Annotated in this window: 22 protein-coding genes and 2 pseudogenes; 10 read left to right on the top strand and 14 right to left on the bottom strand. The window is 68.0% G+C overall.

What is annotated here, in order from left to right:
• Nucleotides 1-30: 30 nt before the first annotated feature.
• From ACOFKX_RS01915 to ACOFKX_RS01905, 3 genes are read right to left on the bottom strand one after another with little or no spacing between them, the layout of a single operon-like run.
• On the bottom strand, nucleotides 31-1,518 hold the full coding sequence (locus ACOFKX_RS01915) for an efflux transporter outer membrane subunit (protein ID WP_419825411.1): 1,488 nt from the start codon (nucleotides 1,516-1,518) through the stop codon (nucleotides 31-33).
• On the bottom strand, nucleotides 1,515-3,071 hold the full coding sequence (locus ACOFKX_RS01910) for an MDR family MFS transporter (RefSeq protein WP_419825410.1): 1,557 nt from the start codon (nucleotides 3,069-3,071) through the stop codon (nucleotides 1,515-1,517). Before ACOFKX_RS01910 ends, ACOFKX_RS01915 begins: the two co-directional genes overlap by 4 nt.
• Complete coding sequence (locus ACOFKX_RS01905; RefSeq protein ID WP_419825409.1) at nucleotides 3,068-4,219, bottom strand: HlyD family secretion protein; 1,152 nt, start codon at nucleotides 4,217-4,219, stop codon at nucleotides 3,068-3,070. Before ACOFKX_RS01905 ends, ACOFKX_RS01910 begins: the two co-directional genes overlap by 4 nt.
• A gap of 122 nt (nucleotides 4,220-4,341) precedes the next feature.
• Here ACOFKX_RS01905 and ACOFKX_RS01900 point away from each other — a divergent pair, with 122 nt between their 5' ends.
• The 5 genes from ACOFKX_RS01900 to ACOFKX_RS01880 all read left to right on the top strand — a co-directional run bounded on the left by ACOFKX_RS01900 (nucleotide 4,342) and on the right by ACOFKX_RS01880 (nucleotide 8,546).
• On the top strand, nucleotides 4,342-4,764 hold the full coding sequence (locus ACOFKX_RS01900; RefSeq protein ID WP_419825408.1) for a MarR family winged helix-turn-helix transcriptional regulator: 423 nt from the start codon (nucleotides 4,342-4,344) through the stop codon (nucleotides 4,762-4,764).
• Nucleotides 4,765-4,977: 213 nt separating this feature from the next.
• Complete coding sequence (locus ACOFKX_RS01895; protein WP_419825407.1) at nucleotides 4,978-5,334, top strand: response regulator; 357 nt, start codon at nucleotides 4,978-4,980, stop codon at nucleotides 5,332-5,334.
• Between the two features lie 104 nt (nucleotides 5,335-5,438).
• The gene (gene recA, locus ACOFKX_RS01890; protein WP_419825406.1) at nucleotides 5,439-6,527 is read left to right on the top strand and encodes a recombinase RecA; all 1,089 of its coding nucleotides are present in this window, start codon (nucleotides 5,439-5,441) and stop codon (nucleotides 6,525-6,527) included.
• A 119-nt stretch (nucleotides 6,528-6,646) separates the two neighbouring features.
• The gene (locus tag ACOFKX_RS01885; RefSeq protein WP_419825404.1) at nucleotides 6,647-7,270 is read left to right on the top strand and encodes a glutathione S-transferase family protein; all 624 of its coding nucleotides are present in this window, start codon (nucleotides 6,647-6,649) and stop codon (nucleotides 7,268-7,270) included.
• A 7-nt stretch (nucleotides 7,271-7,277) separates the two neighbouring features.
• Nucleotides 7,278-8,546 (top strand): M24 family metallopeptidase, encoded by a 1,269-nt coding sequence (locus ACOFKX_RS01880; RefSeq protein ID WP_419825403.1) that lies wholly within the window; start codon nucleotides 7,278-7,280, stop codon nucleotides 8,544-8,546.
• Nucleotides 8,547-8,596: 50 nt separating this feature from the next.
• Here the strand turns inward: ACOFKX_RS01880 and ACOFKX_RS01875 are convergent, their stop codons facing one another.
• Nucleotides 8,597-9,442: an AAA family ATPase gene (locus ACOFKX_RS01875; protein WP_419825402.1), complete on the bottom strand. Its 846-nt coding sequence runs from the start codon at nucleotides 9,440-9,442 to the stop codon at nucleotides 8,597-8,599.
• A gap of 129 nt (nucleotides 9,443-9,571) precedes the next feature.
• Between ACOFKX_RS01875 and ACOFKX_RS01870 the strand changes: the two genes are divergently transcribed.
• The 3 genes from ACOFKX_RS01870 to ACOFKX_RS01860 all read left to right on the top strand — a co-directional run bounded on the left by ACOFKX_RS01870 (nucleotide 9,572) and on the right by ACOFKX_RS01860 (nucleotide 12,070).
• Complete coding sequence (locus ACOFKX_RS01870; protein WP_419825401.1) at nucleotides 9,572-9,901, top strand: PilZ domain-containing protein; 330 nt, start codon at nucleotides 9,572-9,574, stop codon at nucleotides 9,899-9,901.
• A 549-nt stretch (nucleotides 9,902-10,450) separates the two neighbouring features.
• The gene (locus tag ACOFKX_RS01865) at nucleotides 10,451-10,984 is read left to right on the top strand and encodes a DUF1003 domain-containing protein (RefSeq protein ID WP_419825400.1); all 534 of its coding nucleotides are present in this window, start codon (nucleotides 10,451-10,453) and stop codon (nucleotides 10,982-10,984) included.
• A gap of 171 nt (nucleotides 10,985-11,155) precedes the next feature.
• Nucleotides 11,156-12,070: an NAD(P)/FAD-dependent oxidoreductase gene (locus tag ACOFKX_RS01860; protein WP_419825399.1), complete on the top strand. Its 915-nt coding sequence runs from the start codon at nucleotides 11,156-11,158 to the stop codon at nucleotides 12,068-12,070.
• 116 nt (nucleotides 12,071-12,186) lie between these two features.
• On the opposite strand, the gene ACOFKX_RS01855 is transcribed toward ACOFKX_RS01860, so the two are convergent.
• A complete protein-coding gene (locus ACOFKX_RS01855; protein WP_419825398.1) occupies nucleotides 12,187-13,467 on the bottom strand; it encodes a multidrug effflux MFS transporter in 1,281 nt (426 codons plus the stop codon).
• A 31-nt stretch (nucleotides 13,468-13,498) separates the two neighbouring features.
• On the bottom strand, nucleotides 13,499-14,482 hold the full coding sequence (locus ACOFKX_RS01850) for an ROK family protein (RefSeq protein ID WP_419825397.1): 984 nt from the start codon (nucleotides 14,480-14,482) through the stop codon (nucleotides 13,499-13,501).
• Between the two features lie 86 nt (nucleotides 14,483-14,568).
• Here ACOFKX_RS01850 and ACOFKX_RS01845 point away from each other — a divergent pair, with 86 nt between their 5' ends.
• Nucleotides 14,569-14,838 carry a hypothetical protein gene (locus ACOFKX_RS01845; RefSeq protein ID WP_419825396.1) on the top strand — a complete coding sequence of 90 codons (270 nt, stop codon included), beginning with the start codon at nucleotides 14,569-14,571 and terminating at the stop codon, nucleotides 14,836-14,838.
• Nucleotides 14,828-15,685: an FkbM family methyltransferase gene (locus ACOFKX_RS01840; protein WP_419825395.1), complete on the top strand. Its 858-nt coding sequence runs from the start codon at nucleotides 14,828-14,830 to the stop codon at nucleotides 15,683-15,685. Before ACOFKX_RS01845 ends, ACOFKX_RS01840 begins: the two co-directional genes overlap by 11 nt.
• Before the next feature lie 45 nt (nucleotides 15,686-15,730).
• Here ACOFKX_RS01840 and ACOFKX_RS01835 read toward each other — a convergent pair whose 3' ends face one another.
• The 8 genes and pseudogenes from ACOFKX_RS01835 to ACOFKX_RS01800 all read right to left on the bottom strand — a co-directional run bounded on the left by ACOFKX_RS01835 (nucleotide 15,731) and on the right by ACOFKX_RS01800 (nucleotide 25,766).
• Nucleotides 15,731-16,549 (bottom strand): Cof-type HAD-IIB family hydrolase, encoded by an 819-nt coding sequence (locus ACOFKX_RS01835; protein ID WP_419825394.1) that lies wholly within the window; start codon nucleotides 16,547-16,549, stop codon nucleotides 15,731-15,733.
• Nucleotides 16,549-18,039, bottom strand: coding sequence for a glucose-6-phosphate dehydrogenase (zwf, locus tag ACOFKX_RS01830; RefSeq protein WP_419825393.1), 1,491 nt, complete (start codon nucleotides 18,037-18,039; stop codon nucleotides 16,549-16,551). The genes ACOFKX_RS01835 and zwf overlap by 1 nt, the downstream gene beginning before the upstream one ends.
• Before the next feature lie 20 nt (nucleotides 18,040-18,059).
• Nucleotides 18,060-19,055, bottom strand: a pseudogene (gene gnd, locus ACOFKX_RS01825) (phosphogluconate dehydrogenase (NAD(+)-dependent, decarboxylating)); the annotation flags it as partial.
• Entirely contained in the window at nucleotides 19,031-21,820 is a 2,790-nt protein-coding gene (locus tag ACOFKX_RS01820) for a bifunctional transaldolase/phosoglucose isomerase (RefSeq protein ID WP_419825392.1), read from the bottom strand. The pseudogene gnd and the gene ACOFKX_RS01820, both read right to left, overlap by 25 nt.
• The gene (gene tkt / locus ACOFKX_RS01815; protein WP_419825391.1) at nucleotides 21,817-23,913 is read right to left on the bottom strand and encodes a transketolase; all 2,097 of its coding nucleotides are present in this window, start codon (nucleotides 23,911-23,913) and stop codon (nucleotides 21,817-21,819) included. The genes ACOFKX_RS01820 and tkt overlap by 4 nt, the downstream gene beginning before the upstream one ends.
• A 71-nt stretch (nucleotides 23,914-23,984) precedes the next feature.
• Complete coding sequence (gene rpiA, locus ACOFKX_RS01810) at nucleotides 23,985-24,686, bottom strand: ribose-5-phosphate isomerase RpiA (RefSeq protein ID WP_419825390.1); 702 nt, start codon at nucleotides 24,684-24,686, stop codon at nucleotides 23,985-23,987.
• A 226-nt stretch (nucleotides 24,687-24,912) separates the two neighbouring features.
• Nucleotides 24,913-25,308: pseudogene (locus ACOFKX_RS01805) on the bottom strand (MucR family transcriptional regulator); the annotation flags it as partial.
• A gap of 278 nt (nucleotides 25,309-25,586) precedes the next feature.
• Nucleotides 25,587-25,766 (bottom strand): hypothetical protein, encoded by a 180-nt coding sequence (locus tag ACOFKX_RS01800; RefSeq protein ID WP_419825389.1) that lies wholly within the window; start codon nucleotides 25,764-25,766, stop codon nucleotides 25,587-25,589.
• Nucleotides 25,767-25,903: the final 137 nt, after the last annotated feature.

The following is a 25,903-nucleotide window of genomic DNA, read 5'->3' as shown; positions in this document are numbered from 1 at the left end:
CGGCGTCTCCGCGCTGATCGGCGGGACCGTCTATCTCCTGCTAGGCTGAGGGTCGCGCGCTCCCGCCGCTGCCAAGGCAGGTTTAGGGGTTGCCGACTCGTTCCGCCATCCCAGGCCGAGCGCCTTGTGTATGGCCACGAAGTCGCGGGTCAGCCCGGCTTCCGCATCGGCGAGGCTCTGCTCGGCGGCGATCTGCTGGCGCTGCGCGTCGAGCAGGTCAATCAGCGTCGTCGTGCCCGCACGATAACGCTGGTTGGACAGGTCGGCGACGGCATCGGCGGACGCCCTGGCGCGCGCCAGGGTCGCTACCGCGACCCGTTGCGCCCGAAAGCGGGAGAGTGAATCCTCGGCGTCGCGCAGCGCGCCCAATACGGCCTTGCGGTACCTTGCCTCGGTTTCGTCGCGCGCGCCCTCGGCCTGGTGGACCCGCGCGGCGGTGCGTCCAAAGTCGAGGAAGCTCCACGAAAGCTGCGGCGCGGCGAGCGCGGTGAAATCGTCGAGGTGGGTGAGGTCGCTCGGATGCGAGCCGCCAATCCCAAAGATGCCCATGAGCGAGAGCTGCGGGAAGCGTGCGGCCCGCGCCTGTCCTATCCTGGCGGTGTCGGCGGCGAGTGCGCGCTCGGCGGCTCGGACGTCGGGACGGCGGCGGATGAGCGCGGCGGGGTCGCCCACCGCCACCTGCGCGGGTGGCAGCGGGATCGGCGCGTCTGCGCGCAGGTCCGCGTCAAGCGTGCCCGGCTCGGCGCCGGCGAGCGTCGCGAGCTGGTCGAGATCGCCGTCGATCGCGGCCGCAACCGGCGCCGCGTCCGCCCGCGTGCGATCGAGCTGTTGGCTCAGCCGCTCGACGTCGAGGCGCGAGGCGGTGCCGCCTGCGTAGCGTTGACTCGTGAGTGCCAGCCTCTCTTCCTGCATCGCTATCGAGCGCGTGGCGAGCGCGAGTTGGCGCTGATGGTCGCGCAAGCCGAGATAGGCGTTGGCGACGGCGGCGGTGAGGCTCACCTGCGCGTCGGAGCGGCTCGCCTCCATTTCCTCTTCGGTGGCGCGCGCGGCCTCGACGGCGTGGCGCCGGCCGCCGAACAGGTCCACCTCCCAGCTCGCGTTGAAGCCGAGATTGAAGAGGTCGAGATCGTCGTCGGCGTCGCTGTCTCCAGCCGTCGCGGACGGTTCGGTCGTCACCGGCCGGCCGAAGCTCACACCCGGAATGTGCGCGTGCGCGTACAGGGCGGAGGCCTTGATCCCCGGCAAGTTGCTTGCTCGCGTCTGCCCGAGCGCCGCGCGCGCCTGCGCAATCCGCGCCGCCGCGACTGCGACGTCCGGGCTGCGGGCAAGGGCTTCCGCTTCCAGCGCATCGAGCCGCGCGTCGCCGAGCACCGTCCACCACTCGGCGAGAGCAGGCGACGTCGCCGCCAGATCGCCGGCCCGCACGAAGCTCGTGCCCGCGCCGGCGGGAGGACCGGCATAGCGCGGACCGACCGTGCAGCCGGCGAGCGCGGACGCGAGGAGGACCGCCGTCCTCAATGCGCCATCACCATCCTGCCGCCTTTTGGCAGCGGCCGCAGCAGCAGCACCAGCGGCATCAGCACGATCACGATCATCGTGAGAATCCAGAACAGGTCGACATAGGTCATCACGAGCGCCTCGGTCTGGATGGTGCCGCTGAGCGAGCGATAGGCATTGTCCATCCCGCCCAGCGCCTGCGCCCGGTCTGCCATGTAGGTTTGCACTTGCGGTGAATTGGCGGACAAACTTTCCTCTATGCGGCGGCTATGCAGCCAGATGCGTTGGTCCTGCACCACCGCGATGCCGGCGAGCGCAAGGCTGCCGCCGAGGTTGCGCGCGGTGTTGTAGAGGCCGGAGGCGTCGCCGGCGAGCTCGGGCGCCACCGAGCGGATCGACGCCTGGTTCATCCAAGCCATCGCGAACATCGTGCCGAAGCCGCGCAGGACTTGCGAAAACGCGAAGGTGCTGCCCGCCGTCTGTGACGAGATATCGGTTTCGTGCCAAGCCGAGAAGGCCATCAGCGCCATGCCGAGGCCGACCGCGAGGCGGATGTCGAGCAGCCGAACCAGCCGGGGCGTGAACGGCATCATCGCCAAAGTGGGGATCGCGGAGAACAGCACCACCTCGCCTGCCTGCAGCGCGTTGTAGCCGGCGATCGAGACGAGGAACTGGGGGATGACGTAGGCGGTGCCGTAGATCACCATGCCCGCCACCGTCACCAGCGCGGCGATTGCGCCGAACTGGCGATCGCGCAGCAGCGCCAGCCGGATCACGGGCTTCTCGGATCGCAGCTGGCCCAGCGCCAGCAACGCAAAGCCGATCACCGAGACGATCGCGAGAATCCGGATTTCGGACGAGGCGAACCACTCCTCGCGCTCGCCCTCCTCCAGCACCACCGTCAGGCCGCCGAGACCGAGCGCCAGGCCGGCTATTCCCAGCCAATCGGCCTGCCGCAGCAAGTCCGTGCGCAGCCGCTGGTGCGGCAGCCCGACCGTGAGCAGCATGACGAGCGCGGCGCCGACCGGCAGGTTGATGAAGAAGGCGTAGTGCCAGCTCGCATTCTCTGTCAGCCAGCCGCCGAGCACCGGTCCGACGACGGGTCCGAGGATCACGGTGCCGCCGAACAGCGTGTTGCCGATCGGCTGTTGCGGCGGCGGCAGACGCGTCGCGATGATCGTCATGGCGGTCGGGATCAGCGTGCCGCCCGAGAAGCCCTGGCCGGCGCGGCCGGCGATCATCATCGGTAACGAGTGCGACGCGCCGCACAGCATGGAGAAGCCGGTGAACAGCAGCGCGGCGGCGAGCAGCAGCGTGCGCAGCCCCAGAACCTTCTCCAGCCAACCCGACAGCGGGATGGTGATGATCTCCGCCACCAGGTAGGCGGTGGAGATCCACGTGCCCTCGGTTCCGCTGGCGCCGATCTCCCCCTGGATGGTGGGAAGCGCGGAGTTGACGATCGAGATGTCGAGCGTAGCCATCATGGCGCCGAGCGCGCCCGCCGCTACCGCCAGCCACGCCGCCGCGTCGGCGCGCGGATAGGTAGGCACCATCGGGAGGGTGGCGGCACTCATCGCGCGTGTGCTGCGGCTCGCGCCGCGTCATCGCGGTGCTGGATGCGATCGGGTTCGTGTCTCGCCGAGACGGTGTCGACGATCGTCGTCACCGACAGGCCGGGAACCAGCAGCCGGCGCACGTCGGCGGGCGAATCGATGGCGATCCGCACCGGCACTCGCTGGACGATCTTGGTAAAGTTACCCGTCGCGTTCTGCGGCGGCAGCAGCGAGAATTGCGCGGCGGTGCCGGGCGACACGCTCTCGACATGGCCGTGCAGTTCGACGCCCGGCATCGCGTCGACATCTATCTCCACCGGCTGTCCTGGCCGCATCAGTCCGATCTGTGTCTCCTTGTAGTTGGCGACGATGTAGAGCTGCTGCACCGGCACCACCGACATCAGCCGCGTGCCCACCGTGACGAACTGGCCGACCCGCACCGTCTTGTCGCCGATCCGCCCGTCGATCGAGGCGCGAACGATCGTCGATCCGAGATTGACGTCGGCGGATTGGAGTTGCGCCTGCGCCGCCTCGCCCTGCGCCTGCGCCTGACGGACCTGCGCGCGGAGCGAGGCGACACGGCGCTCGGCGCCCTCCAGAGCGGCGCGCGCCGCGGCGGCAGCGGCGGCGGCGCGCGCCGACTGGTTGCGCAGCGACGAGAGCTTCTCGCGCGGCTCCGCGCCGGTCTCCACGAGGGGCGTGTAGCGCGTCACCTCGTCGGCCGCGTAGCGTGCGTCGGCGTCGGCGGAGGCGAGTTCGGCCCGCGCCTGATCGATCGCGGCCAGCTGCTCGGCGAGACCGGCGCGGACGTTCTCGGCGGTAGCGCCGGCGACGTTTACCTGCGCGCGGAACTGCGCGGTTTGCGCGCGATAGTCGCGCGGATCGACGCGGGCGAGTGGCTGGCCGGCGCGCACATCCTGGTTGTCCGCGACATAGACCTGCTCGACATAGCCGGAGACCCGCGGGCTCACCGTCACCGCGTCGGCGCGCAGATAGGCGTCGTTGGTCGACATGCGGTACCTGCCGCGCGTCTCGTAACGAAAGAACCAGAGGCCGAGCGCAACCAGCACCGCCACCAGCGCGACGAGCAACAGGCGCCCGACGCGCGGATCCAGCCGCCGCTGCGCCGGCGCCGCCTGCTGGACATCGTTCGAGACGTGATCGGCCATCGTCGCCCTAGTACCGCGTCAGCGTGGATTGCCGCACTTGCCCGCGTGCGCCAAATCTGGCAATCCCTCTTATTGTGGAACCTCAGGTAAGTGAAGCCGGCCAGTCGGAACTCGCAGCCCTGATGCTGGCGGACTTCTATCGGCGTTCGCATCGCGTGATCGACCGTTCGATGTCGGAGCAGGGTGCCTCCTTCGCGCGGGCGCGGCTGCTCCTCCAAATCATGCGAGAGGGACCGTTGCGCTCGGCCGATCTTGCCGCGATGTTCAGCTACGCGCCACGTACCGTCACCGAGGCGGTAGACGGGCTGGAGCGCGACGGTCTCGTTCGCCGGGATCCCGATCCGCTCGACCGGCGCGCGAAGCGCATCTCGCTGACGCCTGCCGGATTGGCGGCCGCCGAGGGTGCCGACCGTGTCCGCCGCGAGCATATCGAGCGCGTGTTCGGCACGCTTACCGTCGCCGAGTGCGAGGAGCTTACTCGGCTGATCGAGAAGCTCAACGATCGGCTGGCCGAACTCGGCGGCGCATCGGACTCCCGACCATAGGGACCATATGCCGGTCCAGGCCTCCGCTGACGGCGCCGTCCGCCGACACGAGCTCGCCGTCGAGCGCGGGCGCCCGCCGTCGGACCGGTGGCATGGCGGCGCGCCGTCCTGTCGATCGCACGGGCGGTACAAGGCTGGCGTAACGTCGGCGCGGCTCGTGCCCGTTCCGAATGTTCTTGTCGCCAAACGGTCTGCCCGGCTAGGCACGCAGGCATGACAAGCCCCCGTTCCGTTCTCGTCGTCGAGGACGAAAGCCTGATCGCGATGATGCTCGAGGATTTCATCGACGGCATGGGCCATCGCGTCGTCGGGGTTGCCGAGAGCGCCGCCGACGCGCTCGCGCGGATCGCGGAGGAGGGCGAGATCGACCTCGCCATCCTCGACGTCCACCTTCGCGGCGGGGAGCCGTGCTGGCCCGTCGCCGACGCGCTGGCCGATCGCGGTATCGCCTTCGTGCTGGCGACGGGCGGTCATACCGAGGCGCCGCCTGCCCGCCATGCCGGCGCGCCGACGCTCAACAAGCCTTATACGCTCGCCGACGTGGAGCGTGTGGTCGGCGTCATCGGGTAATCGCCGTTCTACTCTTGTTCCTTGGGAACAAGGATGGTACATAACTCCTCTCGGCGCCGCGCATCGACACCCGCGCGGCTACGCTCTACGAGGAGGCGGAAGCGATGGCGGCATCTCTCAAGGTGATCGGGGCGGGCGGCGACATGATCGACAAGCTGGCGGTGTCGGACAGGCAGAAGGCGCTCGACGCGGCGCTCGCGCAGATCGATCGCGCGTTCGGCAAGGGCTCGGCGATGAAGCTCGGCCAGAAGGAGGCGATGCAGGTCGAGGCGATCTCGACGGGATCGCTGGGCCTCGACATCGCGCTCGGCGTCGGCGGCCTGCCGCGCGGTCGCGTGATCGAGATTTATGGCCCGGAAAGCTCGGGCAAGACCACGCTGGCGCTGCACACCATCGCCGAGGCGCAGAAGAATGGCGGCACCGCCGCCTTCGTCGACGCCGAGCATGCGCTCGATCCGGTCTATGCCAAGAAGCTGGGCGTCAACATCGACGAGCTGATCGTCAGCCAGCCCGATACCGGCGAGCAGGCGCTGGAGATCGTGGACACGCTGGTCCGCTCCAACGCGATCGACGTGCTGGTGGTCGACTCGGTCGCGGCGCTGGTGCCCCGTGCCGAGATCGAGGGCGAGATGGGCGACAGCCATGTCGGCCTGCAGGCGCGGCTGATGTCGCAGTCGCTGCGCAAGCTCACCGGCTCGATCAGCCGCTCGCGCTGCATGGTGATCTTCATCAACCAGCTGCGCATGAAGATCGGCGTGATGTACGGCAACCCGGAGACGACGACGGGCGGCAACGCGCTCAAGTTCTACGCCTCCGTCCGCCTCGACATCCGCCGCACCGGCCAGATCAAGGATCGCGACGAGATCATCGGCAACGCGACGCGCGTGAAGGTCGTCAAGAACAAGGTCGCGCCGCCCTTCAAGCAGGTCGAGTTCGACATCATGTACGGCGAGGGCGTGTCCAAGATCGGCGAGATCCTCGATCTTGGCGTCAAGGCCGGGCTGGTCGAGAAATCGGGCGCGTGGTTCTCCTACGACTCGATCCGGATCGGGCAGGGGCGCGAGAACTCCAAGACCTACCTGCGCGAGCATCCCGACGTCGCCGCCAAGCTGGAGCGTGCCATCCGTCAGCAGACCGAGGGGCTGGGCGAGGCGATGATGGCGGGCGCGGACCCGGAAGGCGACGAGGGCTGAGCGTTGCGGAGACCGGATGCGAGGGGTGGCGTGGTGTCAACTTCGTCAACTTCGCGTTCCCCCGCTCGGCATGGCACCCCCTCCGCCCCCGCGCGTTCGGGGGCGGGGAGGAGCCGTTCATGATCACCGTCCACCATCTCGAGAACAGCCGATCGCAGCGTGTGCTGTGGCTGCTGGAGGAACTCGGGCTGCCCTATTCGGTCGTGCGCTACGAGCGCGACAAGAAGACGATGCTGGCGCCTCCCGCACTTCGTAAGGTCCACCCGCTCGGCAAGTCGCCGACCGTTGAAATCGACGACGCGGTGCTGATCGAGACGGGCGCGATCGTCGAATACCTGTGCAACTATGCTGGCGGCCGGCTCGGGCCTCCGCAGGATTTGAGCGATACGCTGCTGTGGCGGCAATATCTCCACTATGCGGAAGGGTCGCTGATGCCGCCGCTGCTGGCGCTGCTCGTCGTCGGACGGCTCGGCCTGTTCGGCCGGCCGGCGAGGAAGCCGCTGCTCGCCATGTTCGCGCAGCATCTGCGTTTCCTAGAAGGCGAGCTGGCCAAGCGGCCCTGGTTCGCGGGGCCGGACTTCACCGCGGCGGACGTGATGATGAGCTTCCCTCTCGAGGCGGCCCGCGCGCGCGCCGGGCTCGATAAGCGCTACCCCCGGCTTAACGCCTGGCTCGATCGTCTCCACCAGAGGCCCGCCTATCAGGCGGCGCTCGCGCGCGGCGGCCCCTACGCCTACGCCTGATCCGGTCTTGGCGTCCGGAGGAGCGCTCGGCAGCTCCCGACGCGCCCTACTGAAGACCGCTGCGGCGATCGTCACGCTCGGCGCCTCGCGAGGATCTGCGTGGGGCTCCGGTTCGGCTGCGCCGGCGTCGCTGCCCGGCCCGCCGCCCGCGCCGATCACCACCGGCGAGCGACTCGCGAGGCTCGCCAAGCTGCGCGACCTGATGGCGCGTGCGGGCGTCGCCGCGCTGCTGATCGAACCGGGAGCCTCGCTCGTCTATTTCACCGGCGTGCGCTGGCACAGGAGCGAGCGCGTCACCGCCGCGATCTTGCCGGCACGCGGCGACCCGGTGATCGTCACGCCCTTCTTCGAGGCGCCGTCCGTCCGTCAGTCACTCGGCATCCGCGCGCGCGTCGACACCTGGCAGGAGGACGAGGATCCGCTGCGCCTCGTCGCTGCGGTACTGCGCCAGGCCGGTGCGGCCGCCGGCCCGATCGCGGTCGAGGAGACGACGCGCTTCTTCGTCGTCGACGGGCTGCGCGCCGCGTTACCGGACGCGCCGACCGTCTCGGGCGCCGCGATCGTGCGAGCCTGCCGCATGGTCAAATCGACGTCCGAGATCGCCCTGATGCAGCGTGCCACCGACGTCACCATCGCGGCCTATCGCCACGTCGTGCCGCGTGTCACGCCGGGCCTGACTCCAGCCGAGGTCTCGGCGATGATGGACGGCGCGACGCGGGCGCTCGGCGGCGAGCCGGAGTTCTCGCTCGTGCTGACGGGCGAGGCCTCCGCCGATCCGCACGGCTCGTCCGCTCCGCAGGTCGTGCGCGCCGGCGAGATGGTGCTGATGGACTGCGGCTGCACCGTCGAGGGTTACCAGTCCGACGTCTCGCGCAGCTTCGTGCCCGGCGGCGCCTCCGCCCGCCAGCGCGCGGTGTGGAACCAGGTCGCACGCGGCCAGCAGATCGCGTTCGCCGCCGCGCGGGTGGGAGCGGCGGCCGGCAGCATCGACGATGCGGTGCGGCGCTTCTACGAGGGCCTGGGCTATGGCCCGCGCTATCGCCTGCCCGGCCTCTCGCATCGCACCGGCCACGGCATCGGCCTGGATGGCCACGAGCCGGTCAACCTCGTCCACGGCGAGGCCATGCCGCTGGCGGCCGGAATGTGCTTCTCCGACGAACCCGGCCTCTACGTTCCGGGCGAGTTCGGCGTCCGACTGGAGGACTGCTTTCACGTGACGGTAGACGGTCCGCGCTGGTTCAGCGAACCGCCGCGCTCGATCGACGAACCGGTATGATCAGAGTTCACGCAAGCCGGCGGCCGGTCGCAGCAGGGCCGGCCCAGCCGCTAGGCTCCTTGCCGCCGGGCCAGGAAGGCGAGGCGCTCGAACAGCATGACGTCGGCCTCGTTCTTGAGCAGCGCGCCATGAAGCGGCGGGATCGCCTTGCGGATGTCCTTCTCGGCCAGCACCTCCATTGGCATGTCCTCGTGGAGGAGGAGCTTCAGCCAGTCGATCAGTTCGCTCGTCGACGGCTTCTTCTTGAGGCCAGGCACGTCGCGCACCTCGTAGAAGATGTCGAGCGCGCGGGAGACGAGCCGCTTCTCGATAGCGGGGAAGTGCACGTCGACGATCGCCCGCATCGTCTCGCGATCGGGAAAGCGGATATAGTGGAAGAAGCAGCGGCGCAGGAACGCGTCGGGCAGTTCCTTCTCGTTGTTCGAGGTGATCACCACGATCGGGCGCTCGCGCGCGGCGATACGCTCGCCCGTCTCGTAGACGTCGAAGCTCATGCGATCGAGCTCCTGGAGGAGGTCGTTGGGGAACTCGATGTCGGCCTTGTCGATCTCGTCGATGAGCAGGACGGGCAGCTCGGGCGCGGTGAACGCCTCCCACAATTTTCCGCGCCGGATGTAGTTGGCGATGTCGTGAACGCGCTCGTCGCCGAGTTGGCCGTCGCGGAGACGGGCGACCGCGTCATATTCGTAGAGGCCTTGATGCGCCTTGGTGGTGGACTTGACGTGCCACTCGATCAGCGGCGCTTTGGCAGCCTCGGCGATCTCGTGCGCGAGCACGGTCTTGCCGGTGCCGGGCTCGCCCTTCACCAGCAGCGGACGGCGCAGCGCCACTGCGGCATTGACCGCGACCTTGAGATCATCGGTGGCGACGTAGTTGCCCGTACCCTCGAACCGCACACGTCACTCCTCGGCTGCGTGAAGGGAGAGCCTAGGCATGGTGCGGCGCGGCGACAAGCCGGCGGCTTTTACCGGATGTTAACCTAAGCGGGCGCAGACCCTCCGCGCTGGCTAGAGGGGATCGCCACGATGACCGCGTTCGCGATGCAGGCAGAGCTCCAGATCGAGGCCGTCGAGGAGCAGCGCGCCGCCGAGCGTTACGATACCGTGCTGCCGGGAGGCGTTCGGCGTTCCGGCAGCAGCCGCGTGGCCGGCACCGTGCGCGACCTGTCGCGCTCGGGCTTTCGCATCGACGCACAGGAGCGGCTGCCGCAGGGTAGCGTGGTGTGGCTCAAGATCGGCCACCTCGAGCCGCTGATGGCTGAGGTGGTGTGGTCGGAAGGCCTGTCGGCGGGCTGCCGCTTCGCCGCGACGCTGCACCCCTCGGTACTTGAGACGGTGCTCGCCTCGGCACGCTGACCCGACGCTCTCCACTTTTGGCAACCCTGTCGTCGACGGCGCCCGCGCCGAGCCTCTTGGCGAGGATGACGAGCCGCGCCGCTCAGCGTCCACGGCGCCGGCGAAGGCGCGAAAAGGACGGGGTGCGGACGCTCGTCGACGGTGAGGCGTCGCGCCGGGGGGCATCCGCAGTCCTAATGACCAAAGCCTGTGGTCTGGACGCGAGCCCAGTGAAGTCCGCGCCTCGCGCGCTTTCGATCGCGGAGCGCGGAAGCCACCGGCGGCGCGACGGATATGAGGTGCCGTCGAAGCCTGGGGTGAGTTCGGCCGCCGTCTGTCTGTTTCGAAGGGGCGGCAGATATGCGGCGCCGTATCGTGCGCCCACCTCCCGAGCCGGACATGGTTGCGCGGGCCGCCTCGTCGGGCGCGCGAGGCGATGCTCGGCTCTCGCTCGATCGAACCGGGAACGAGGCCTTTCTCAACCAAGAAGCATCCTGCTGCATACCTCAGCGGGCTGGCCAGCAGGCGCGCGCGGGCGCATGACGAGCCTCCACAAGCGGAGATCACGGCATGGCCGACAGCGTCACGCATCCCGCTCCGACGCCACCGGGACTCGCTTCGGTCCTGGTTCGCAACATGTCGCGAATGCAGAAGCGGAGAGCGCGTCAAGAGGCCGAGGCCAGCGTGTCCGAGAAGATCTCGGATCGCGTCACCCGCTTCGCCGGCAGCATGACCTTCGTAGCAATCCACGCGGTCGCCTACGGCCTCTGGTTTGCGGCGAACCTGGGGGTGGTCCCGGGCGTGAGGCCATTCGACCCTAGCTTCGTCGTGCTCGCCATGGAGGCGAGCGTCGAAGCCATCTTCTTGTCGACCTTCGTCCTCATCAGTCAGAACCGGATGATGGGTGCAGCGGCGAAGCAGTCCGATCTCGATCTTCAGATCAACCTGCTGGCGGAGCACGAGCTGACGCGCCTCGTGGCCCTTGTGGACGCGATGGCTAAGCAGATGGGCATTGACGTGGTATCCGACGAGGAGCTGGGCGAGATCAAAGAGGATGTTTCACCGGAGGCGGTGCTCGACTGCCTCGACCGCGCGGGGGACTAGCGATGTTCCTGCTTTTCTCGACGAAGCTGGGCTGCGCGGGATCTTTGCTGCTGTCGGCGATCGCCACCATGGTCTTGCTGATGGCGTTCGGCGTAATCAGGTTCTGACGATAGCCGCACACCTGTCAGGCTATTGTTCGCGCCTCAATGGGACTGACCTCCGGGGAATTGGATGCTCGACTGCCTCGTGATCGGTGCCGGCCCGGCCGGCTTGACCGCAGCCATCTACCTCGCCCGCTTCCACCTCGACATCGAGGTCGTCGACGCCCGCGAGAGTCGCGCGGCGCTCATCCCGCGGACGCGCAACCATGCCGGCTATCCCGGTGGGATCGCGGGCGCGGCGCTGCTCGACCTCATGCGGGAGCAGGCGGCGGAGTTCGGCGTCCGCGTCCACCAGGGCATCGTGGAACGGCTGGAGCGGGATGAGGACGGTTTCCGCGCGCGTGTCGCCGACGGCATGATCGGCGCGCGGACGGTTCTGCTCGCCACCGGTGTCGTCAACCATCAACCGAGGATGGATGCGGCTGAACATGATGCCGCGCTAGCACGCGGTCTCCTCCGCTATTGTCCGATCTGCGACGGCTATGAGGTAACGGACAAGCGTGTAGGCGTGATTGGAGCGCGCACGCACGGCTATAAGGAAGCCGTGTTCCTGCGCATGTTCACCGCGGACGTGACGCTTGTCGCGCCCGAGGACGCGCTCGACCTGACGGACGCCGAGCGCTCCCGGCTGGAGGAGCTCGGGATCGTGACGCACGACGGACCCTGCGGCTCGCTGACGAGGCGCGGCGACAGGATCGAGGTTCCCGTACCCGGCGGCGCGCTGACCTTCGACAGCGTCTACCCGGCGCTCGGCTCGCTGATCCGATCCGAAATCGCGGTGGCGCTCGGCGCGCGGGCGACCGAGGAGGGGTGCCTCGTCATCGACGAGCATCAGCGCACGACGGTTCCGGGGCTCTACGCCGCCGGGGACGTCACCAAGGGGCTTGACCAGATCAGCCACGCCATGGGCGAGGCGGCGGTCGCCGCGACGACGATCAGGAACGACCTTGCCGATATTGCTCCGCTTCTGCGCGAGCGGCGATAGCCTTCTGCTCGCATCGACGCCTGCCTCGCACCGCCGCGCTACGTCGACCACCCGCAGATTTCGGGCGGGCGAAGTTCCCACAACGTCTGCTGCGTATCAGCCCGATAGTTCGATCCTCACCGCATCGGCAAACCGGGATCAGCATGCTGCGGACGAAACAGTCGCCCACGCTCGGTGACGAGGATGGCCGCGAGCGCCAGCACCCCCGCGATGACGAAGCCCAGCGTCATCGGCAGCGTCGTTCGGTCGAAGGCGGCGCCGATGGTGTAGCCGAACAGGCCGCCGAGCACGGTTACGAAGCAGCCCTGCGTTGAGGCGGCCGTGCCGGCGACAGCCGCCAGCGGCTCCATCGCGAGCGCGCCGAAATTGCCAAAGCTCAACCCGAAGCAGAACATCGCCGCGCCTTGGCAGATGGCGAAGCTGGCGATCGTCTCGCTATCCGAAAGCACGATGCCGAGATGGACGAGCTCCACCACCAGGAAGCCGAGGATCGCGCCGTGCGACATACGGCGCGACCCAAGTCGCTCCACGACGCGGGCGTTGAGGAGCGATGCGAGCATCATCATGCCCGCCGTACCCGCGAATACCGTCGGCATCAGGTGCGGCACGCGAAAGATGTCGGCGAAGATCGGCTGTAGCGAGTTGATGAACCCAAGCAGCGCACCGTTCACCATCGCCTGCGCGATTGCGTAGCCGCGAGACTGCCGGTCCGCGACCGTCACCGCGATGGCCCGCCTTATCGTCCGCGGGTCGATAGGGCGTCGGTAGTCCGGGTGCAACGTCTCGGGCAAGCGCAGCAGCAACCAGGTAAGGACGAGCGCGCCATAGGCGGCGAGGCCCAGGAACAGGCCGCGCCAGGGCATGAAGGCGAGCATGAACTGGCCGATGGACGGGGCGAGCACCGGCACCGCCAGGAACACCATGTAGGCGAGTGAGGTGACGCGTGCCATCTGCCGACCGCTGTAGCAATCCCGCACGACCGAGATTGTAACCACCCGCGTTGCCGCCACCGCGAAACCCTGCGCCACGCGGAAGGCAAGCAACATGCCAAAGCTGGTCGCGCAGGCCGCGCCCGCGCCGAACAGCACGTAGCAGGCAAGCCCGCCGATCAGCACCGGCCGCCGTCCGATCCGGTCCGCAAGCGGCCCATACATGATCTGCGCCGCGCCGAAACCCATGATGAAGGCGGTGATGATCCAGCCGCGGCTCGCCTCTTCGTGAACGCCGAGCGATGAAGCGATGTTGGGCAGCGCCGGTAGCATTGTGTCGATCGCCAAGGCGTTGGTCGCCATCAGCGCGGCAACCAGCCCTACGAACTCGCGAAAGCCGATACCCTGATGCGGGCCGGGCGGCTCCACCCGTGGGGCGAGCCGCTGCGCAACTGTGGTCTGGTGCATCACCCGTCCTTGGCGGTCGGACTCGCCCTGTTCAAGCGCGGGCGCGGTCCGCCTGAAGTTCTGCGAACGCGGTGGCAGCGCCGAGCAGGCCGGGTTGCGGATGGGTGATGAGCCGGACGGGCAATCCCGTCATGTGCCGCTCGAATCGCCCCTTGGCGACGTAACGACCGGGAAAGCCGGAGCTCGGCAGCGCGTCCGCCACGCGCAGCCCCACACCGCCGCCGATCACGGTAGCGACCGCACCGTGCGCGAGCGCGAGATCGCCGGCCACCGCGCCGAGCGTCAGGCAGAAACGATCGAGCGCCGCGGCCGCGAGCACGTCCTCGTTGGTAAGCGCGAGCCTCCACAGCGCCGTGTCCTCTATCGGTACGAGCGCGCGGCCTTCGATCGCAGCCAGTGCCTCGTGGATGTTGGCGAGGCCGGGCCCCGATACCAAGCGCTCCACCGACACTCGCCGGAACTTCTCGCGCAGCCGGGCGAGAATGCGGTCTTCCAGCGGATCGAGCGGTGCCCAGTCGACGTGGCCGCCCTCGGTTGCGATCACGTGGACGGCTCCGTCAACGCGTAGCAGCTGCGCTACGCCGAGGCCGGTTCCCGGACCGAGGATGCTGATCAGGCCGTCCGCGGGCAGCGATTCGTCCGGACCGCAAATGTGCCGAAGATCTTCGGGGCGCAGCCGCGACACCGCATAGGCGACCGCAGCGAAATCGTTGACGATGACGTGGGCGTCGAGCCCGAGTTCGCCGTCCAGCGCGTCCTGCCGCAGCATCCACGGGCTATTGGTGAGCTTCAGAACTTGGCTTTCGACCGGGCCCGCGAAGGAGATGCCGGCGGCGCGCGGCAACGGCCGGCCGGCGCGCGTCGCGAACGCCTCCCATGCCGACCGCAGGCTGGCATGCTCGTGCGTCGGCAGCGTCACAACCTCGCCGAGATCGATCGTGCCGTCGTCGTTGACGGTGGCGATGGTGAAGCGCGCATTGGTGCCGCCGATGTCGACGGCCACGATCTCGGTCATGCTGATCCTCGCTGCCGCAATCCGGCCGCGGTCCTAACCTATGAAACGCATCGTCGGTTCAGACCGGCCGGCTTAGGAGGGGCTGCATGCGTCCGTTCATCCTCGTCCTGCTCTTGATGGTTCTCTCGGGCTGCGTCGCGCGCACCGCCTTCAACGTCGCCACGCTGCCGGTGCGCGCCGGAAGCCAAATGGTGGACTGGACGACCACCAGCCGCGACGAGGCCGACCGCAATTACGGTCGCAAGATGCGCAAGCAGAAGAAGCGCGAGGCCAAGCAGCACGCCCGCGAGGACGAGGCCAACCGCAAGTGGGAGCGCGAGGAGGCGAAGCGCCAGCGCGAGGCGATTGGGCGGTGAGGAAGGGACGCGCCGGCCGCTGGACAGCCATGATCGTGCGGGTTACCCGAAAGGCATGTTCATGCTCGGACCCAATTTCCAGGAACTCAACCGCCTACAGGCCGCAGACGAAGCCGAATTAGGCGAGATGATACGGAGTATTCTGCGGCTTCTCCAGCCTCAGAAAGTCGTCGGTTTCGGCAAGGCCCGGATAGGCGCGGGGCATGACGGCGCTTACGTCATGCTGGACGATTTCAGCGGCATCGATACCGCGCTAAGCTTCGGCATCAACGACAATATCGAGTGGGACAAGGCGATCGCCGACAGGGGTATGATCGTCCACCAATTCGATCATACCGTGGATGATCCCGCGTCAGGCGATGCGCGGATGCACTTCAACAAGCAGATGATCGCTCCAGAGGATGGCTTGAGCGCAAGGTCGCTCGCTTCGTTGATACGCGAGCACGACCGCGGCGCTCCCCGGCCCAACATGATCCTGAAGATGGACATAGAGAATTGGGAATGGCCTGTGTTGGAGGCGACTCCGCTCGATCTGATCCGACGCTTCGCGCAGATCACCTGCGAGCTTCACCAGTTCAACTTCATGGACAGACTGGACGTGCGGCAGAAGATCTTCCGGGGTCTTAGGAAACTCTCCAAATTCTATGCACCGATCCACGTGCACGGAAACGTGTATGGCGGCTGGGGGCTGGCCGGTAACGTCGTGGTTCCAGGCGTGCTCGAAGTCAGCTTCGTCAACCGAAGCCTCTACGAGGTTCAGGACAGCGACGAGCTGTTCCCCACGCCACTGGATCTGTGTTGCGACCCGGGCCGCGCCGACCTCTGGTTGGGCAGCTTCCGCTTCTAGGCGCTTACCCGCGCCGGTGTCGCTGAAAGCCGCTCCGCCCCCGGCTTAATCCTCCGCCAGCCGGGGCAGCACGAAGCGGTCGATCGCGTTCGCCACGCCGTCCTCCTCGTTGCTGGTGGACACCTCCTTGGCTGCCGCCTTCACCTCGTCGGGCGCCTGGCCCATCGCTATCGGCAGCGCCGCCCGCGCGAGCATCGGCAGGTCGTTGGGCATGTCGCCGATCGAGGCCGTCTCAGCAAGCGGCACGCCGATCGCGTCCGCCAGCGTGGCGATGCCGTCGCCCTTGTTGGCGAGCGGGTGGGTGACGTCGCAGTAATAGGTCTGGCTGTTGGAGACGTTGGCGCCGTCGCCGAGCGCGGCCTTGAGGCGGTCGGTGAGGCGCTTCATCTCCGCGCGGTCGTCGGTGACGGCGACGATCTTGTCGATGCGGCCGTGGAGGGCCGCAAAATCGGTACCGAGCACCGGCTCCTGCATCGAGGCCTTGCGCTCGCTCGCGGTGTGCGGGTTGGTGCCGTCGGACGAGAACCACCTGTTGTCGGCAAAAGCCCAGCAGGTGGTGCCCGCTTGCTCGATTTTAGTCACCGCCGCGCGGCTGATCGCGGCGTCGAGGCGGTGCGCCACCCGGATGGTGCCGTCGAGCGCCACCACGGTGCCGCCGTTGAACGCGCCTACCTCGCTCGTCAGCCCCAGCTCTCGCGCCAGCGGCAGGATGCCGGACGGCGGGCGCGCGCTGATCAGCGTCATGCGGCCGCCCGCCGCGATGAGACGCTTCGCCGCCGCGATCGTGGCTGAGGCGAGGCTTTTGTCGGCGCGCACGAGCGTGCCGTCGATGTCGCTGACGAGCAGGCGGATGGGCGTGTCCATCAGCCCACCGCGTGCCACTGGCGGCCGTCGCGCTCCATCAGCGCGTCGGCCCCGGCCGGGCCCTGGCTGCCGGCGGGATAGTCCTCGGGCTCGCCGCCCTTGGCCCAGAGATCGAGGATCGGCTGCACGATCGCCCAGCCGCGCTCCACCGTGTCAGCGCGCTGGAACAGCGACTGGTCGCCAATCAGCACGTCGTAGAGCAGCGTCTCGTAGCCGGTGCGGTGGCCGAGTTCGAAATTGTCGGCGTAGCGGAAGTCCATCCGCACGGGCGCTGTGTCCACCACCGGGCCGGGCGCCTTGGCGACGAAATCCAGCGCGATGCCCTCGTCGGGCTGGATCTGGATGACGAGCTGGTTGGGCGGGATCTTCTCCACCGGCGCGTCGCGGAAGAGCACGAGCGGGATCGGCTTGAAGCGGATCACGATCTCGGTGTCGCGCGCCGCCAGCGCCTTGCCGGTGCGCAGGTAGAAGGGCACGCCCGCCCAGCGCCAAGTGTCGACGAGCAGCTTCAACGCGATGTAGGTTTCGGTGCGGCTGTCCTTCGCGACATCGGCGCTGCCGGCGTAATCCTTCACCACCGCGTCGCCGGCCTCGCCCTTGGCGTAGCGGCCGCGCACCGCGTCGCGCTTCGCCTCGGCGCGCGTCGGCACGCGCACCGCGTCGAGCAGCTTGGCCTTCTCGTTCCTCACCGCCTCCTCGTCGAAGCTGTTGGGCGGTTCCATCCCGATCATGGCGAGGAGCTGGAAGAGGTGGTTGGGCACCATGTCGCGCAGCGCGCCGGTGGCGTCGTAGAACTTGCCGCGCGTGCCCACGTCCACCGTCTCGGCGGCGGTGATCTGGACGTGATCGACGTAGCGCGCGTTCCACACCGCCTCGAAGAAGGCGTTGCCGAAGCGCGTCGTCATGATGTTCTGCACCGTCTCCTTGCCGAGGAAATGATCGATCCGGTAGATCTGCGCCTCGTCCATGTGCCCGAGCAGCAGCGCGTTCAGCGCGCGGGCGCTCTCCAGATCGTGGCCGAACGGCTTCTCGATTACCAGCCGGCGGAAGAAGCCGTCCTCGGCCAGCAGCTTCGCGCCCGCGAGGTTCTCGGCGACGGGCGAAAAGAATTGCGGGGCACAGGCCAGGTAGAAGACGATGTTGCCGTCCTTCGGCAACGTCTCCGCCAGCCGCCCGAACGCGGCGGCATCGCCGAAGTCAGCCTGGAAATAGCGGATGCGCGCCGATAGCGTCTTCCACGCTTTGGCGGCGTCCGCGTCGTCGCCGTCGAGATGCTCGGCAAGCCGCTCGCGCACCGCCTCATCGCTGCTCTCGCCATGGCTGACGACGAGGACGTCGAGATCGTCGCCCACCAGGCGATCGCGCGTAAGATTGACCAGCGCGGGCGCGAGCAGGCGGCGCGCGAGATCACCCGCGCCACCGAAGATCACGATCGTCGCGGCAGGCGCAGGATCTCCGGGGGCGATCCGCGCCGACCCGCCGCGCGCCACTATTGCGGCATCTCGACGTGGCCGCCGAAGCCGTGGCGCATCGCCGACAGCAGCTTCTCGCCGAACGTGTTCTCGGAGCGCGAGCGATAGCGCGCGTAGAGTGCGGCGGAGAGCACGTTGACGGGCACCGCCTCCTCCATCGCCGCTTCGATCGTCCAGTGGCCCTCGCCCGAATCCGCCACCTTGCCCGAATAGCGGGAAAGGTGGTTGTCCTCGGCCAGCGCCTCGGCCGAGAGATCGAGCAGCCAGGACGAAATCACGCTGCCGCGCCGCCACACCTCGGCAACGTCCGTCAGGTTGATGTCGAAGCGCTGGTCCTCGGCCACGCGATCGGACGACTTCATCATCAACACGTCGAAGCCCTCGGCATAGGCCTGCATCAGGCCGTACTCGATACCGTTGTGGACCATCTTCACGAAATGCCCCGCGCCGGCCGGGCCGGCATGGAGGTAGCCCTTCTCCGGCCGCGTATCCATGCCGTCGTGGCGCCCCTTGGTGCGCGGCACGTCGCCATAGCCGGGCGCCAGCGCGTCGAGGATCGGATCGATGCGCGTCACCTGATCCTCCAGCCCGCCGACCATCATGCAGAAGCCGCGCTCCAGCCCCCAGACGCCGCCGGACGTGCCGACGTCGACATAGTCGATGCCCTTCTCCTTGAGCGTCTTGGCGCGGCGGATATCGTCCTTGTAGAAGGTGTTGCCGCCATCGATCACGAGATCGCCCGCCTCAAGCAGGCCGCCGAGTTTCTCGATCGTCGTCTCGGTGATCTCGCCGGCGGGCAGCATCACCCACACCGTGCGCGGCTTGGCGAGCTTGGCGACGACATCTTCCAGCGACGTGGCGGCGGTGGCGCCGGCGTCCGCGAGCTTGCTGGTCGTCTCCTCGCTGGCGTCCCAGCCGACCACCTCGTGACCGTGCTTCATCAGGCGCTGGGCGATGCCGGCACCCATTCGGCCGAGGCCGACGATCGCGATTTGCATGTGGAAGCTCCTTACGCGCCGAAGGCGGCGGCGAGTGCGTCGAGGCCAGTGGCCTCGTCGGTGAGGTGGATACGCAGCACGCGCTGCCCGCGCGAGGCGAGCACGTCGAGATCGCCACGCGCCTGCGCGAGCTGCACCGTGCCGAAGCTTGCGCGACTGCCGGGGATGTCGACATCCTCGGCGGGATCGCGCGTGACCTCCACGAACAGCCCCTCGACCGGCCCACCCTTGTAGGCCTGACCCGTCGAGTGGAGAAAGCGCGGGCCGAAACCGGCGACCGTGGCAACCTTGCGCTGATCGCGGACAGTCACGCGCAGCCGTTCGATCAGCGCCTCGTGGGCCTCGTTCCGCTCGATGTAGGCGAGGAAGCCGACATAATCGCCCGGCTTCGCCTGGCCCAGGAAGGCATCGACGATCGTCTTCGCGTCCCCGCCGGGCTGGCCGTCGGGAGCGTAGAAGGCGAGGGGGCCGTTCTCGGCGAAAGGTTGCTCGGGCTTGAGGCTGCCGGACTTCTCATATTCGCCGATTAGGTCGCGCGTCTGGATCTTGGCATCCTCGACGTCGGGCTGGTCAAACGGATCGATGCCGATCACCGCGCCGGCGACGGCGGTCGCCACCTCCCAGCGGATGAACTCCTGGCCGATCTGCTTGGGATCGGCGAGCGTGACGGTGACGATCGGGTGCCCGGCCGCCTTGAGCGCATCGAGCTTGGCGTGATCGTCCGCCATCTCGTCGTTCTTGAGCATCAGGTGCACGAACAGCCGGTCTTCGCCGTAGACCGACGGATCGCCCAGCGGTTCCAAGTCGACGGGAACGATGCCCTTGCCCTGCTTGCCGGTGGATTCGGCCAGCAACTGCTCCAGCCACGATCCGAACGGCTTAAGCGTGGGGGAGGGGACGATCGTGAGCTTGTCGCGCCCGTTAACCGCCGCCGTGCCGATGATGCAGCCCAGCCGTACGCCGGGATTGTCGGCGGGCGGCGCGTCGGGGCCGACCGAGTTGACCATCGGCGCGATCGTCGTCTCGAAAAAGTCTCGCACGTCGAGGCCGATTGCGGCGGCCGGCGCCATGCCGAACGGCGACAGCACCGAATAGCGCCCGCCGATCGCGGGATCGCCGAGGAAGATGTCGGCGAACTTTTTGTCTTTGGCGGCGGCCTCCAGCTTGGAGCCGGGATCGGTGACGGCGTAGAATTGTTGCGCGGCCTTGTCCTCGCCGATCTTTCCTACGGCTAGATTCCAAAAATAGGCGCGAAGCAGCTCGGGCTCCATCGTCGAGCCCGACTTTGACGAGACGAAGAACAGCGTGGACGCCGGATCGATCTCGCCCGCCACCGTGCTCACCTGATCGGGATCGGTGCTGTCGAGCGCGATCAGCTTGGGATAGCCGGACGCCGATCCGAGAATGCGCGCGATCACCTCCGGCCCCAGGCTTGATCCACCCATGCCGAGCAGCACGACGTGGCTCAGGCCTTTCGCCGTTTCCGACAATCGTTCGAGCTGGTCGAGATCGACGCGCTCACCCTTGGCGGCGGGCAGCCAGCCGAGCCACTTGCCCTCGTCCTTGCCGGTCCACATCGACGCATCGCCGGCCCACAGCTTGCGCGACCAACCTTCCTTGCGGGCGCGCTCGATCGTCTCCTCGACCTTATCCTGGAGGGAGCCGAGCTCCTCCTCCATCCCGTCGAGCTTGTCGCTGATGAGCTTGGTGCGCTTTGCCGCCACCGCGCCGTAGAGCGCGTCCGCCGCGTCGGCGAACAGCCGCACGCCGTCTTCGACGAGCTCGTGCGTCACGCCATCCAGATCAAGCCCGAGCCGGTCCGCCTCGGCGAGCACGCGCTCGGCCTCGTCGAGATCGGCGGTGATCGTCGCGGCCGCGGTGCCGTGATCGCGGAAGGCGTCCATCGTCTTGGGCGGCATGGTGTTGACGGTGTCGCGCCCGATCAGCGTGTCGATGTAGAGCGTATCGGGATAGTCGGGGTTCTTGACGCCAGTGGACGCCCACAGCAGCCGCTGCGGCATCGCACCCTTTGCCTCCAGCGCCTTCCAGCGGTCGGAACCCGAGACCTCCAGATAATGCTGGTAGGCGCGCTTGGCGTTGGCGATCGCCACCTTGCCCTTGAGCGCCTTCGCCTCATCGGTGCCGATCTTGTCGAGCTTCTTGTCGATCACGGCGTCGATGCGGCTGATGAAGAAGCTCGCCACCGAGGCGACGCGATCTACGGCCAAGCCCTTGGCGACGCGCGCCTCCAGGGCGGCGAGATAGGCCTCCAGCACGTCCTTGTACGCGGAGACCGCGAACAGTAGCGTCACGTTGATGCTGATGCCGTCTTCCAGCGCCTGCCGGATCGCGGGCGTGCCCGGCGTCGTGCCGGGGATCTTGACCATGAGGTTGGGCTTGTCGACCGTCTTCCACAGCCGTCGCGCCGCAGCCAGCGTCGTCTCCGTCTCGAGCGCCAGATAGGGCGAGACCTCGATCGAGACGTAGCCGTCCTTGCCCTCCAGCCTGTCGTAGACCGGGCGCAGCGTGTCGCACGCCTCGCGAATGTCGTGGATGGCGAGGGCTTCGTAAGCGGTCTCGACGGTCGCGTCCTTGGCCTCGATGTCGGCCTTGAGCTGATCGTCATAGGCGTCGGAATGGCCGATCGCCTTCTCGAAGATCGACGGGTTGGAGGTGACGCCAGTCAGCCCGTCCTCTGCGACGAGCTTCTTCAAGCCGCCCTCGGCCATGAACTTGCGATCGACGAAATCGAGCCAGACAGCCTGACCCTGCGCTTCGAGCGCGTTCAGCGGGTTGCTCAACGGACATTCTCCATGGCGCGGCGCGCGACCTTCACGACGTTCTCGATCGTGAAGCCGAACTTCTCTTGCAGCTTGGCGATCGGCGCCGATGCGCCGAAGGTGGACATGGTGATCGTCTCGCCGTCGAAGCCGACGTAGCGATCCCAGCCGATCTCGCCGCCCTGCTCGATCGCGACGCGGGCACGCACCGGCGGCGGCAGCACGCTGTCGCGATAGGCCTTGTCCTGGTTCTCGAAACGGTGCCAGCTCGGCATGGAGACGACGCGCACCTTGGTGCCGTCCTCGGCCAGCGCCTCCGCGCCCTGCACCGCGAGGCCGACCTCAGAGCCGGTGGCGATCAGGATGACGTCGGGCTCGCCGCCATCCTCCTTGCTCAGCACGTAGCCGCCCTTCTGCAAGCCGTCAGCGGGCGCGTAGCGCGTGCGGTCGAGCGTCGGCAGCGGCTGGCGCGAGAAGATCAGGCAGGTGGGGTGATCGGTGGCGGTCATCGCCGCCTTCCACGCCTCGCGCGTCTCGTTGGCGTCGCCGGGGCGGATCACGTCGAGATCGGGGATGAGGCGGAGCGCGGTCAACTGCTCGATCGGCTGGTGGGTCGGCCCGTCCTCGCCGACACCGATCGAATCGTGCGTGAACACGAAGATGACGGGCAGCTCCATGATCGCGGCGAGCCGGATCGGCGGCCGCATATAGTCGGAGAAGACCATGAAGGTGCCGGTGTAGGGCCGCAGGTAACTGGCCGCCATGCCGTTGGCGACCGAGCCCATGCCATGCTCGCGGATGCCGAAATGCATGTTGCGGCCGCCGGGCGTGTCCGCCTCCAGCGAGGGCGCGTCCTTGACGTCCGTTTTGGTGGAGGGCGAGAGATCGGCGGCGCCGCCGACCAGCCACGGCACGCGCGCGGCGAAGGCGTTGAGCACCTTGCCCGAGGCCTCGCGGCTGGCGATGCCCTTGGCGTCGGCGTCGAACACCGGCAGCTCGGCGTCCCAGTTCTCGGGCATCTTGCCCTGCTTCATCAGCTCGAACTCTTGCGCGAGATCGGGATAATGCTCGCGATATTTTGCGAATGTCTGCTCCCATGCCTCGCGCAAGGGGCGGCCACGCCCGGCGATCTGGTCTTCGAAGTGCGACTTGGCCTCCTCCGGCACCAGGAACTGGGCGTCCTCGGGCCAGCCGTAGCTCTTCTTGGCGCCGCGGATCTCCTCCTCGCCCGGCGCATCGGAGTGCGCCTTGTGCGTGCCCTGCCGCGTCGGGAAGCCCATGCCGATGATCGAGTGGACGACGATGAAGGTCGGCCGCTCGTCGTTCGCCTTGAACCGGTCGAGCGCGCGGGCGAACGCGTCGGTATCCTCTGCATCGTTTACGTGGATGACGTTCCAGCCATAAGCCTCGAAACGCTTGCCCACATCCTCGTCGAAGGCGAGATCGGTGCCGCCCTCGATCGTGATGTGGTTGCTGTCGTACACCCAGCACAGGTTGGAGAGCTTCAGGTGGCCGGCGAGCGAGGCCGCCTCGCAGGCGACGCCCTCCATCATGTCGCCGTCCGAGCAGAAGACGTAGACATTGTTGTCGAACAGCGTGAAATCGTCGCGGTTAAAGTGCGCGCCGAGCCAGCGCGCGGCGATCGCCATGCCGACCGAGTTGCCGCAGCCCTGGCCGAGTGGGCCGGTGGTCGTCTCCACGCCCGTCGTCATGCGATATTCGGGATGGCCCGGCGTGCGCGACGAGAGCTGGCGGAACTGCTTGATGTCGTCGAGGCTGACGGCCTCGTCGCCCGTCTTGTTTCCGTCGGCGTCGATCTGCTCGATGCCGGCCAGGTGAATCAGCGCGTAGAGCAGCATGGAGGCGTGGCCGACCGAGAGCACGAAGCGATCGCGGTTCGGCCAGTCGGGCGTCGAGGGATCGTAGCGGAGATACTTGGTCCAAAGTGTGTAGCCGATCGGCGCCAGCGACATGGGCGTACCGGGATGGCCGCTGTTTGCCTTCTGCACGGCGTCCATCGCCAGCGTGCGGATGGTGTCGATCGCCAGCCTGTCGAGCGACCCGTCTTCGCGCGCCGACGTGGACGGGCGGGCGGCGGTATCGATGTCGCTCATGAAATGATCCTCGGCTGCGTGTGGCGCGCCTCTGGCTCCGGAAACGGATCGCGGCAAGGGGGGTTCCGGAGTTACGGGCCTGTCATCGGCCGTTCGCGGCGTTCCGTCGCGCCGACGAACAGCGCGTCCACTTGCGCGAGGAACAGGCCGTGGCCGAGCAGGCCGGGTATGCCGTCCAGCGCCTGCGCCAGGCCTTCCGGATCGGGGATCGCGCCGAAATGGCAGTCGATCAGCAGGTTGCCCTGGTCGCTGGCGGCGAGCCGGCCCGCCGCGTCGCCCCGCGTCACGGGATCGGCGCCGAGCGCACGCACCGCGTCCGCCACGAAGCGGTGCGCGAAGGGCAGCACCTCAATCGGCAGCGGCTTGGTGCCCAGCCGCTCCACGAGCTTGCCGGCATCGATAATGCAGATCATCCGCGCGGCGGAGGCGGCGACCACCTTCTCGCGCAGCAGCGCGCCGCCCGCGCCCTTGATCGCGCGAAAGGCCGGATCGACCTCGTCGGCGCCGTCGATGCAGAGATCGACCCGGCCGATTTCCTCGAACGGCACCACCGCCACGCCCACCGCGCGGGCCGTGCGCTCGGTCGCGAGCGAGGTGGCGGCGGCGGTGACCCGGAGGCCGGCGGCGACGCGTCGACCGAGTGCCTTAATCGCGAACGCCGCCGTGCTGCCGGTGCCGAGGCCGACGATCATGCCGTCGGCGATCTCGGCAACGGCCGCCTCGGCGGCGCCGCGCTTCTGCTCGGCTTGAGGATCGGGGGCGAGGTCGTTCATCCCGCCCCCGAACGCGTCAGGCGGCGGCGGGTGCCTTGCGCGGACGGCCACGCTTCTTGGGCGCGGCGTCGTCGGCGGGGGCGGCATCCGCTTTCTTGGCGGGGCCGCGCCCGCGGCGCGCCGGCTTCTCGGCGGCGGCGTCGGGCTGCGCGTCGGTCACGCCCGCCTCGACAGCCTCGGCCTGCGACTCCAGATCGACGTCGGGATCGGCGGCCACCTCGTCGGCACGCTTGCGGCCGAGGCCGATCTTCTGCGCGAGGCCGCGCCGCTGCTCGGCATAGGCCGGCGCCACCATCGGGTAATCGCGCGGCAGGCCCCACTTGGAGCGATACTCATCGGGCGACATGTCGAAGTTGGTGCGCAGGTAGCGCTTCAACATCTTCAGCTTCTTGCCGTCTTCGAGACAGACGATGTAGTCCTGCTTCACCGAAGAACGCACCGGAACCGCCGGCTCCGGCGCGGGCGCCTCGGCGGGCTTGGGGCTGGCGAGATCGGCGAGCGCGCCGTGCACCTGCGCGATGAGATCGGAGACCTCGTTCGTCGCCACGCGATTGTTGGCGACGTGCGCCGCCACGATCTCGGCGGTGAGCCCGAGCAGCTCGTTCTTGGTTTCATCGTCCATCACAAGGCCTTTCCGCGATCTTGAACCTCCCGCGACTGGCGGGCTGCGACGGGCCACTAAACGTAAACTGCCCGACTTCAAGAAAATATCGCACGAAGCTTTATTTTCGGCGCGGCACGGCTTGCTCGACTATGATCAAACCACGCAGGTCACCCGCGATGCCTCGGTTCGATCGCGTTTGGCCCGATGAAGAAGAGGCTCGCCGCGCGGCGAGCCCGAAACGCGAAGCGCCTGCCATCCCGAGGGGATGGCGGGCGCCATCACGCGTCGAAACCGCGTCAGCCGAGCCGGCCGAGGCGATGATAGAGGTTGCTATACTTGACGGAGTCCTCGTCGTCCTCGTGCGCCTTCATATAGGCGAGTACGGCGGTGCGGAGCAGCTTGAAATCCTCGGTGGAGAACACGGCGCGGGCACGCGCCGGCTCCGGAGTGATCGTCTCTTCGGGCTGCGGCGCCATTTTTATTCTCCTTGTACGTAGGAATTGGTCGATGATGCGGAAACGGCGAATGCGCGATGCCGTTGCACGGCGGAAGAGCAATCAGCGTCGCGTCGTCACGCCACGACTTGTTCATGCTGTCACGCTATGACAGTCGG

The organism is Sphingomonas sp., assembly GCF_965200105.1.
Taxonomy (GTDB): Bacteria; Pseudomonadota; Alphaproteobacteria; order Sphingomonadales; family Sphingomonadaceae; genus Solisphingomonas.
The sequence above is the reverse complement of the archived record's forward strand: the minus strand, read 5'-3'. Positions and strand labels throughout refer to the sequence as shown.